12 protein-coding genes are annotated in these 10,120 nt (G+C 67.2%); 9 read left to right on the top strand and 3 right to left on the bottom strand.

Annotated features, from left to right (window positions below):
- A partial coding sequence (locus tag ASG00_RS17775) for a hypothetical protein (protein WP_235559451.1) occupies positions 1 to 429 on the top strand: 429 nt, incomplete at its 5' end.
- Between the two features lie 114 nt (positions 430 to 543).
- On the opposite strand, the gene ASG00_RS08365 is transcribed toward ASG00_RS17775, so the two are convergent.
- Positions 544 to 1,485 carry a ketopantoate reductase family protein gene (locus tag ASG00_RS08365; RefSeq protein ID WP_056208504.1) on the bottom strand — a complete coding sequence of 314 codons (942 nt, stop codon included), beginning with the start codon at positions 1,483 to 1,485 and terminating at the stop codon, positions 544 to 546.
- A 17-nt stretch (positions 1,486 to 1,502) separates the two neighbouring features.
- Positions 1,503 to 2,858, bottom strand: coding sequence for an MFS transporter (locus tag ASG00_RS08360; protein ID WP_056208501.1), 1,356 nt, complete (start codon positions 2,856 to 2,858; stop codon positions 1,503 to 1,505).
- A gap of 116 nt (positions 2,859 to 2,974) precedes the next feature.
- Here ASG00_RS08360 and ASG00_RS08355 point away from each other — a divergent pair, with 116 nt between their 5' ends.
- Complete coding sequence (locus ASG00_RS08355; protein WP_056208498.1) at positions 2,975 to 3,454, top strand: winged helix-turn-helix transcriptional regulator; 480 nt, start codon at positions 2,975 to 2,977, stop codon at positions 3,452 to 3,454.
- A gap of 251 nt (positions 3,455 to 3,705) precedes the next feature.
- On the opposite strand, the gene ASG00_RS08350 is transcribed toward ASG00_RS08355, so the two are convergent.
- Complete coding sequence (locus ASG00_RS08350) at positions 3,706 to 4,071, bottom strand: winged helix-turn-helix transcriptional regulator (protein WP_056208495.1); 366 nt, start codon at positions 4,069 to 4,071, stop codon at positions 3,706 to 3,708.
- Between the two features lie 119 nt (positions 4,072 to 4,190).
- Here ASG00_RS08350 and ASG00_RS08345 point away from each other — a divergent pair, with 119 nt between their 5' ends.
- The 7 genes from ASG00_RS08345 to ASG00_RS08315 all read left to right on the top strand — a co-directional run.
- On the top strand, positions 4,191 to 4,733 hold the full coding sequence (locus ASG00_RS08345; protein WP_056208492.1) for a winged helix-turn-helix transcriptional regulator: 543 nt from the start codon (positions 4,191 to 4,193) through the stop codon (positions 4,731 to 4,733).
- Positions 4,734 to 4,897: 164 nt separating this feature from the next.
- A complete protein-coding gene (locus ASG00_RS08340) occupies positions 4,898 to 5,383 on the top strand; it encodes a tautomerase family protein (protein WP_056208489.1) in 486 nt (161 codons plus the stop codon).
- A gap of 2 nt (positions 5,384 to 5,385) precedes the next feature.
- Entirely contained in the window at positions 5,386 to 6,816 is a 1,431-nt protein-coding gene (locus ASG00_RS08335; RefSeq protein ID WP_056208485.1) for an aldehyde dehydrogenase family protein, read from the top strand.
- 79 nt (positions 6,817 to 6,895) lie between these two features.
- A complete protein-coding gene (locus ASG00_RS08330; protein WP_056208482.1) occupies positions 6,896 to 7,714 on the top strand; it encodes a 3-keto-5-aminohexanoate cleavage protein in 819 nt (272 codons plus the stop codon).
- Positions 7,629 to 8,558 carry an enoyl-CoA hydratase/isomerase family protein gene (locus tag ASG00_RS08325; RefSeq protein WP_235557361.1) on the top strand — a complete coding sequence of 310 codons (930 nt, stop codon included), beginning with the start codon at positions 7,629 to 7,631 and terminating at the stop codon, positions 8,556 to 8,558. The genes ASG00_RS08330 and ASG00_RS08325 overlap by 86 nt, the downstream gene beginning before the upstream one ends.
- Positions 8,555 to 9,796: a CaiB/BaiF CoA transferase family protein gene (locus ASG00_RS08320; protein ID WP_197425739.1), complete on the top strand. Its 1,242-nt coding sequence runs from the start codon at positions 8,555 to 8,557 to the stop codon at positions 9,794 to 9,796. Before ASG00_RS08325 ends, ASG00_RS08320 begins: the two co-directional genes overlap by 4 nt.
- Positions 9,793 to 10,120, top strand: a 328-nt coding sequence (locus ASG00_RS08315) for a tautomerase family protein (protein WP_200930895.1), incomplete at its 3' end; no start/stop codon positions are given. The genes ASG00_RS08320 and ASG00_RS08315, both read left to right, overlap by 4 nt.

Genomic DNA, 10,120 nt, shown 5'->3' with positions numbered 1-10,120 from the left:
CCCGCCGACCGAGAGGTTCTACGGCCCAGACACGATCACCCGGCTCGCAGCGCCTTATGGCGGGTTCTGGCGCCCCGCCCGGTCATCGTCGCCTGCAGGGTCCCCCGGATCCTCGTCGATCGAAACACCCAGCGCGCCGAGAAGCTCCTCGATCGCCGGCCGCAGCTCGTTTTCTCTGCACGGGGAAGCTTGGTTCTCGGCGGTCGTTGCTTCGCCGCACTGTCACATGTCCGGGGGGCAACCGGACGCGAGGTCGAAAGCCCTCGAGACCCGTCCTTTGACGGCTCGTCTCAAGAGGGAGCCGGGTATGACTTCGTCTTGACCGATGTCGTCCCATTCCTGGCGTCCCGCGGCGTGAGCCGCGAGGACATCGAGACGATCACGGTGAAGAACCCAGCGCGACTGTTCGGGTTCGTTCGATCGGAGTGACCGGACACTGCCGCGAACGCCTCGCGTCCCAAGACAATGGCGTCACACGCCGCGCACCCACGGTGTGTCGGCCGCTGCCGCGCCGCGAACGCCTCGCGTCCCAAGACAATGGCGTCACCCCATCGGTCGACGACTGTCGCGCTGCGCCGTGTACACGGACAGGCTGGTGTGAGCCAGTGCCAGGAGGGGGGTCGGCACGCGGTGTCTGGCTCCTTCGTCGACGAGGGCGCCGAGGATGTGGTCACCCTCGACGGGCCTGCTTGCGATGAGGTCGCGGTACATCGACGAGGTCAGAGCCGAACGGGGTTCTGTCACGGTTCGCCGAATGTCGCTCAGGAAGGGCTCGCGGGGGGCGAAGCCTGCGGCTGCCGCGACATCGGCAGCCTCCCCGAGGATGTCGAGCGCGAAGTCGCGGCCGCGAGGGGCGGCATTGACGTCACCGATCGTGCCGCGCATGAGACAGGTGATCGCGCCGAGGGAGGCCAGGAAGACCCACTTCTCCCACATGTCGTGGAGGATCGTGGTCGACGGTTCAGCGTCGAAGCCGGCCCAGGTGAGGAGGGCGGACACGTCGTCGAGCCGGTCGGCGGATCGGCCGTCGAGCGGACCCCAGCTCAGCTTCTGCAGCTGGTTGAGCTGGACGATGTCGCCCTGCGCGTCGAGGGCGGTCGCGACGATGCACACCCCGCCATAGACATGGTCCGCGCCGAATTGGTCGGCAAGTGCAGCGATGTGGGTGATGCCGTTGAGGACGGGCACGATGATCGTGGCCGGCCCGATCGCCGGAGTGATGTCCCGGATGGCGGCGTCGAGCGCGTAGCCCTTGACCGCGAGGAGAACGAGGTCGTAGGCGGCGTCGACAGCATCGGCGGTGACGGTTTTCGCATCGATACGTTCTATGGTGCCGTCCGGCGTGTGGATGCGCAGACCGTGCTCGCGCAGTATCGCGGCCCGCGGGTGCCGCACCAAGAATGTGACGTCACGACCCGCCTGGGCGAGGCGGGCGCCGAAGTAGCCGCCGACAGCCCCGGCTCCGACTATGAGGATGCGGCTCATGGGGGTCCTTCGATCTCTCATGGTGTCCGGCTCGGCCAGTGTGCGTCGCCGGTGTCCGGAGCGTGCTTCGCGGAGCGCATGGTCACACCAGTCAGGGTTGCGAGCAGGCCGGCCGCGCCCATCACGATCCACGCGATCGTGTAGTCCTCGGCGTCGGTTCCGGTCTGGGTGAGGGCGATGAGGAGGGCGACGCCGATGGCTCCGCCGATCTGTCTGGACGTGTTGACGATCCCGGTTCCGGTCGCGTGAGCGGTGTCGGGGATGTCGGCGGTTGCCGCGGTAAGGAACCCGGTCTGGGCGAAGCCGGCACCTGCTCCGGTCAGGATCATTCCGGGCAGGAACACGGCCGCGTAGGCCTCGGCGTCCGTCAGGAGGAGAGCCCAGAGCACGCAGGTCGCGATGTAGAGGAACCCGCCGACGCTCACGAGAGTCCGAGGGACGAGGGGGAGCTTGCCGGCGAGGAGGGATGCGATGATCGCGGTGGCGGGTCCGGCGGCGAGGGCCAGGCCCGCAGCCGCGGGTGTCCACTGCCAGACATCCTGGAGGAAGATACTGCTGCCCAGGAGCATGATCGCGAAGGCGATGTAGAAGCTTGCCATCCCGATGGTCGCCATGCGGAGGCTGGCGAATCGGAAGATGCCGAGGTCCACCGCCGGTGCCGCGCGGGTCAGGCAGCGGCGCGCGAACCATGCCAGCGCACAGGCGCTCAGGAGGATGAGGCCCCAGAACCAGGGGCTGGCCGGCCCCCAGTCCGTCACGTACGAGATCGCGGTCACCAGCGCTCCCACCCCGAGTGCGAGCAGAGCCGATCCGAACAGGTCGGGGTAAGGGGTCTTGCTTCTCGGTGTCTCGGTGAGCCTCGCGGCGAGGATCAGGGCGGGGATCGCGATGGGGAGATTGATGAGGAAGATCAGCCGCCAGTCGAGCTGAGTCAGCAGTCCGCCGAGCACGGGCCCGGCGGTCGCCGCGACCGAGCCGGTCGCGGCCCAGATGCTGACCATCTGCTTGTGCCGGGACTTCGGGAACGCCGCGAGCAGGAGAGCGAGGCTCGTGGGCACCATCAGCGCCGCGCCAGCGCCCTGGACTCCGCGGGCGACGATCAGCGTCACAACCTCGGGCGCTGCCGCGGACCCGGCCGAACCGATGGCGAAGGCGAGCATTCCCACGCGGAAGAGGCGCTTGCGCCCAAGACGGTCCGCGAGGCGGCCCGAGGGGATCAGGAGCGCGGCGAAGGCGACGGCGTATGCGTTGAGGACCCAGGACAGCGCCTGCGGCGTCGCGCCGGGGAAGCTCGCGCTGATCGACGAGAACGACAGGTTCACGATGAACAGGTCCAGAGATGCGAGCACGCTCGCCGCCACCACCACGGTCACCGTCCGGACCCGAGCCGGGGCCGGGACCACGACGGTCAGACTTTCCCCAAGAGAGTTGGACACGGGGGCTACACTAGAGGACACGGCTTGCTTGAAACAAGTATGGAGGTCTCGGAGTGGCGTTGAGGTCTGACTGGTCCGGGCAGAGTTGCCCGATCGCGCGCGGGATCGACGTGCTAGGCGACCCATGGACGCTCCTGATCCTGCGTGAATCGCTGGGGGGCGCACGCCGCTTCGATGAGTTCAAGGATGTGTTGGGTCCGGCGGACAACATCCTCGCGAACCGCCTGAAGCGGATGGTCGAGGCCGGACTGCTCGAGAAGCGGCCCTACACGGAAGGCGCTCGTCCGCGCCACGACTACCTCCCCACCCAAGCCGCCGCTGACGCGCTCCCGATCCTGCATGCTCTTGCGAAATGGGGCGAACGGCACACAGAGGCCGGCGCCGGTGGAGGCATTGAGATCATCTGCCGGTCGTGCGGGGAACAGAGCACCACGGGCGAGAGATGCAGCTCGTGCGGGGCGCCCTTGGTCACGTCGAACGTCACGTGGGTCAGATCGGGCCGTGGCCCGGTCGATCTTGTCGACATGGCGTAGTCTCGCGGCCGTTGGCGGGCAGCCCAGGGCAGTTCCGCGCGGGTCGTGGAACGGCTGCTCCAGTCGGTGCGGAACCCTCCGGACCACGGCCTCGGTAACGGTGCTGGGTGGCGAGATGCTGCTATTCGTGCCGGGCGTCATAGTCGGCGCTCGCGTGTTTCGGTTATGCGCGGAACATCTGTGAGGCGCTCGGTCATCGGCCGGGCCCCCGTCGTTGGTTGCGTCGACTCACTGCTAGACGAAACCCATCGTCAAAGCAACTCCGCGCCTCTGCGGCCGTCCATACCCTGAGCCGGGCGACAGAGATGCTCTGCGGCCCAATCCGCAAGGGCGGTCGCATGCGGGATGATGGCGGCCCCGCAGTCCGTCAGCCGGTATTCCCAGCGGCTGGGTGCGAGTTGATACGGCGCTCGTCGGATCAGTCCGCGGTGCTCGAGGTGCCTAAGGTGCGAGGTCAGACTTGCGCGTGGCGCGGCGGTGGTGATCTGGAGTTCGGTGAAGCGGGTGGCGCCTGCGGCGATCGCGTGGAGGATGGCGAGACTCCAGCGATCGCCGACAGTCTCGAGTGCGGCCGCCAGCGGGGCGGTGTCAAGCGGGCGGGTGGTCGTAATCGACATGTCTCTATCCCCATCGCCATTGAAGTGGGCGTGAATACAGAACTGAGAGTCAGTTGCGTAATACTACGCACTCTGCACCAGATTGCTCCATTTTGCAACTGAGTTGCTAGTCTGGACGCATGCGACGCAACTTGTCAGCCTGGCCGTGTTCAGTGGCGCGCGCTGCAGACGTGCTCGGTGACGCCTGGACACTGGTGATCCTTCGCGACAGCTTTCACGGGGTGACGAAGTTTGACGACTTCCACAAGTCACTCGGGATTGCGCGGAATACGCTGTCCGACCGGTTGACGAATCTCGTTGAGGCGGGGGTCTTGACGAAGGAGTTCTACCAGGACAATCCGCCGCGGTACGAGTACCTCTTGACGGATATGGGTCATGACCTGTTCCCGGCGATTGCGGCGCTGCTGGCGTGGGGTGACCGCTGGCTCGGGAATGGCGATGGTCCGCCGGTCGGTCTGTATCACCGGCCTTGCGGTCATGACGCGCAAGTCGATGTGGTCTGCGGGCACTGCCGTCAGAGTCTTGCGGATGACGACGTCCAGTTCGTCAAGGGGAGCGGCTATCCGGATGTCGTGACCGAGGGCGGTGACTTCCGCGATCGCCTGGCTTTGGTCCCCGGCGGCGAGGGTGGCGAGCCTCAGGGCCGGCGGAAGGCATTCTGACTCGAGATTTCACCTAGTGAGTTCAGAAACCAGACTCACTCTCGAAATGCAACGCAGTCTGTGGTCAACTGTGGATGCGCCTCGCTGCTCGATCACAAGAGACCTGGCGCCCTGGCTCCGCGATGACGCGGGTCACGGTCAACCGCAACGAGAGGGGCCCGGCAATGCCGCTGTGGCAGATACATCACCCGGAGAACGCCTGGAATGAGTCGGAGAAGCAGGAGTTCGTCAACGCGATCACGGCCATCTACACGGACATCGTCGGCATTCCCGCCTTCTATGTCGTCGTGATCTTCAAGGAGGTCGAGTCTGGTGACCTGTGGGTCAGCGGCCGGCCGCACGACAAGTTCGTGCGTCTCAACATCGACCAGATGGCCCGCACCCTTCCCGGTCGTGTCCTGCGCGAGTGGTGGGTGCACCATCTCGACGAGGTCATCAAGCCCTGGGTGGCCGACAAGGGCTTCGACTGGGAGTTCACCATCACCGAACCGCCGGCGGACCTGTGGTCGCTGCAGGGATTCGTGCCGCCGCCCTTCGAGTCCGTCGGCGAGGCCCGCTGGGTCAAGGAGAACAAGGCCTCCGAGTACTCGCAGGCCGAGCAGCTGCCCATCAACGTCCGGCTCACGGCCGGCACCCGGGAAAGCTTCTGATCATGACGCTCACAACCATCAACCGGGCGTTCACGACCATCAACCCGGCGACCGGGGAGCAGCTGGCAACATTCGAGACGATCTCCGACGCCGAGCTCGAGGTTGCGCTTGCGACCGCGGACCGGGCGTACGCGGACTGGCGTGAGCGTCCGGCCGCGGAGCGCGCCGCGATCATCAAGAAGGCGGCGGCGTACCTCCGCGACAACCAAGCGGAGTATTCAGGCCTCATCACGCTGGAGATGGGCAAGCTCGCCTGGGAGTCCGACGCGGAGGTGGGCCTGGCGGCGTCGATCCTTGACTATTACGCGGACCGGGTGGAGCAGTTCCTGGAGCCCGAGCCGCTCCCGGAGTCGCCCGGGGCGTATCTCGAGACGGCGCCCATCGGCGCGATCTTCGCGATCGAGCCATGGAACTTCCCCTACTACCAGCTCGCCCGAGTCGCCGGCCCGCAGCTCGCCGCCGGGAACGTCGTCCTGCTCAAGCACGCCCAGAGCGTCCCGCAGTGCGCACTGGCCTTCGCCCGCGCGTTCGAGCAGGCCGGGGCGCCCGAGGGGGTCTACACGAACCTGTTCGTCACCCACGAGCAGGCGGCGACGATCATCGCGGACCCGAGGGTCGCCGGCGTCACCATCACGGGCAGCCCCCGAGCTGCCGCCACCGTGGCCGCACAGGCCGGGCAGAACCTGAAGAAGGTCGTAGCGGAGTCGGGCGGCAGCGACCCGCTGATCGTTCTCGATGACGCAGACATCCCGGGTGCGGTGTTCGGGGCCGTCTTCGGCCGGATGTTCAACAACGGGCAGTGCTGCGTCGGCTCGAAGCGGCTCATCGTCGTCGGCAAGGACCGCGCCGAACAGGTCATCGCCGGGGTCGTGGAGGCACTCGCCGCCCTCAAGCCGGCAGACCCGGCGGAGCCGGCCGGACCGTTGACCAACCTCGGCCCGCTCTCCTCCGAGCGCGCACTTGACCTGCTCCTGGAGCAGATCGAGACCGCGAAGCAGAACGGCGCCCAGGTACGGACCGGTGGCAAGCGCATCGACCGGCCGGGCTTCTACCTCGAACCCACCGTCCTCACGGGCATCACCAAGAGCAACCCGGCCTATACCGAGGAGTTCTTCGGCCCGGTGCTCGCCGCCTATGTCGTCGACACCGAAGAGGAGGCCATCGCTCTCGCGAACGACACCCCCTGGGGTCTCGGGGCCTCGGTGTTCACCGGGGATACCAAGCACGGCAGGGCGGTCGCGTCGCACATCGACAGCGGCATGGTGTTTATCAACCAGCCCGCCTGGACCGCCGCGGAAGTCCCCTTCGGCGGCACCAAGAGCTCCGGCTTCGGGCGGGAGCTTGGCGAGCTCGGCTTCGGGGAGTTCGTGAATCGCAAGCTGGTGAACGTGGCCAAGGTCGGCTCCGGCCCGTGGGGGCCGTCGCCCGAGTGATCGCCGAAGTCGGGTGGCCAGGCCTACACCGGTCCGGCCATCCGACTCCGCGCACACTCTCAAGACGAGGAGATCGAACATGACCGTCGTACTCACTGTGGCCCCTACCGGGCCGATCGCGACCACGCAGGACAATCCGACCCTGCCCACCCAGCCGGAAGAGATCGCCGACGCCGTCCTGGATGCTTATCGCCTGGGCGCGTCCGTCGCGCACCTGCACTTCCGAGATGCCGACGGCCGGCCGACTGCTGACCTCGACATCGCCAGACGCACCGTCGACCTCATCGCAGAGCGCTGCCCCATACACATCCAGCTCTCGACCGGGGTCGGCCTGTCCGTGCCGTTCGAAGAACGCGAGGCTCTTGTCGAACTGCGCCCGCGCATGGCGACCCTCAACCCGTGCTCCATGAGCTTCGGCGCCTTCGAGTTCCGCAACCCGCCGGCCGACGTGGCTCGCCTCGCCGCCCGGATGCATGAACTCGGCGTCAAGCCGGAGCTCGAGATCTATGACACCGGTCACCTCGAGGCCTGCCTGCGGCTGCGCGACAAGGGGCTGCTCGACGACGAGCCGATGCAGTTCTCGATCGTTCTCGGGGTGCAAGGCGGCATGGCCGCAACCGCGGACAACCTTCTGACCATGGTCCGGCGCCTGCCCGAGGGCGCCGTGTGGCAGGTCATCGCCATCGGGCGCGCCAGTCAAGAGCTCACTGGCATCGCCCTCGGGCTCGGCGGGAATGTCCGCGCCGGACTGGAGGACACGCTCTATCTGCGCAAGGGCGAACTGAGCCAAGGCAACGACCCACTGGTTGAGCGTGCGGCGCGAATGGCGGCCGCATTCGATCACGAGCTCGCGTCGGTCGCAGAAACGGAATCCCTGCTCAACCTGCCACCGCGCTGACCGCCCGACCGACAAACATCGCGCGAACGACACAATCAAGGACCACATGCACATGGGAACCACACCAGCCTCCACCCTGACCATCGGCAGGGCCCTCGACGGCGCCGTTGCGATCCTGACGATGGAGCACCGGCCGTACAACCTGCTCGACAAGGCGTTCGTTCTCGCCCTGATCGATGCACTTCGCTGGACAGAGGAACAGCAGGCGCGAGCGGTGATCCTCCGCAGCGGGCTTCGGCACTTCTCGGCCGGAGCAGAGCTCGACTCGATGCTTGCGGAGACCAGGGACAGTGATGTCCTCGATTGGCACCTCGTCGATCTTCTCGACGCCTTCGACGCGCATCCGGCGCCTATCGTCGCGGCCGTGCACGGCACCTGCGTCGGCGGTGGCTTCGAGCTCGCCCTCGCCTGCGACCTGGTCGTGGCGGCCGCGTCCACCAAGTTCGGATCCGTCGAGGTGACCGTCGGCCTGCAGCCGCTGATGGGCGGCGTGCAACGGATAGCTCAGCGGGCCGGGGCGGCCAGAGCCAAGGAGATCGCGCTCCTCGGGCGACGCTACGACGCCGCGACGCTGGAGCGGTGGAACATCATCAACCGGGTCGTCCCCGACGAAGACCTCGACACCGCGACGATGGTGCTCGCCCAGGAGCTCGCCCACGGGCCGACGCTTGCGAACATCGCGACGAAGCAACTCGTCTCCGTCGCCGTGAACCGCGGAACCGCCGCCGCCGACGAGGCGATGGCCGAATTGCAGCGCCCAGTCTTCCGGTCCGAGGACTTTGTGACAGGGGTCACGTCATACCGGGACAACGGCATCGGCCAGGCGTTCTTCGAGGGGCGATGAGCACGATGACCGACGCCCTGCCGCTGGAAGGATTCCGCGTCGTCGACTTCTCGCGGGTGCTCGCCGGCCCCCATTGCGCGAAGACCCTCCTCGATCTGGGTGCCGATGTCATCAAGATCGAACCGCCCAGCGGCGACCTCTCGCGGCGCGCCTTTCCCGGCAACGGGGAGATGTCCGGCTACTACGCCCAGCAGAATGCCGGTAAACGTAACGTCAGCATCGACCTGAACGTCCCCGGTGCCCGAGAAGTCGTGGCGCGCCTCTGCGACAAAGCGGATGTGATCGTCGAGAACTTCCGCCCCGGCGCCCTCGCCGCGTTCGACCTCGACTACGACACCATCGCGAGGACGAATCCCGCCGTCGTCTACGCCTCGATCAGCGGCTACGGCCAGCACGGGGCCTGGCGGAGTCGGTCGGCCTACGCGCCGACCGTCCAGGCCGAGACCGGCATCACGGCGAACACCCTCGCGCACTTCGACCGCGATGAACGGCCGAGGAGCGATTCCTTGTCCCACGCCGATGTGTACGCCGGGCTGCACGCGACGATCGCGATCCTCGCGGCACTCGCGGACCGGGAGCGGACCGGTCGCGGTCGCTACATCGACGTCGCGATGGCCGCGGTCATGCTGTCGATGAACGAGCGCGTCCACGTCGACCTCTCCGGCATCGACCTCGGCGCCGAGCGGCCCGTGCTCGGCGCCACCGACGGTCCGTTCTTCACCGGCCCTGGCGGCGAGCGGTTCGCGAGCCCGATGAGCCTCGTCGGAAGCCTGACCTTCCCGTTCTACGTCGCCGCGATGCGCCGACCGGATCTCGCCGAAGACCCGAGATTCCTCACCCCCGAGCTCCGCGAACAGCACCTCCCGGAGCTGCACCGGATCGTGCAGGACTGGATCACCACCTTCGCCGACATGGAGTCCCTCGACGTGCAATTCGACGAAGCACGGATCGCCATCGGCCGGGTACGCACGATCCAGGAGTTCGTCGAGACGGAATGGGCTCAGTCCTGGCCGGCAACGCGGAACGCCGTCGACCGGGACGGCGAGGCATACGCGATCCCCGGACGCCCGTGGCGATTCGACGACCACATCGTCCTCGATGACGCGGGCCTCGCCGCCTATCGCGGCGAACACAACGCCGAGGTCCTCGCCGAACTCGGTCTGAGCGCAGACGAGATCGCCGAGCTCACCCGCACCGGGATCCTCGTCTCCGTAGAGCCCGTCTACCAGGAGGGGTGAGTCCGATTCCCGTCGTCGACATCACGCTGCTTCGCGGGCGAAGCCGGGAGTCGCTCCGTACGATCGCGGACGCCGTGCACGACGCCCTCGTGGCCGAGTTCGGTATCCCTGTCGATGACCGGTTCCAGGTCATCCATCAGCGCGAGCCGGACGAGCTGATCTTCGACACCGGCTTCCTCGGCGGCCCCCGTACCGCCGATTTCGTCCTTGTCCGGATCGTCGTCGGCAGGGAGCGCCCGGTCGAGACCAAGCAGGCCCTCTACCGGAAACTCGTCGCAGAGATCGCGGCGCGGGCGCGAATCGACCCGGAGAACGTGTTCGTCG

Origin of the sequence: Microbacterium sp. Leaf351 (assembly GCF_001423825.1) — a bacterium.
GTDB classification, from domain to species: domain Bacteria; phylum Actinomycetota; class Actinomycetes; order Actinomycetales; family Microbacteriaceae; genus Microbacterium; species Microbacterium ginsengisoli.
The sequence above is the reverse complement of the archived record's forward strand: the minus strand, read 5'-3'. Positions and strand labels throughout refer to the sequence as shown.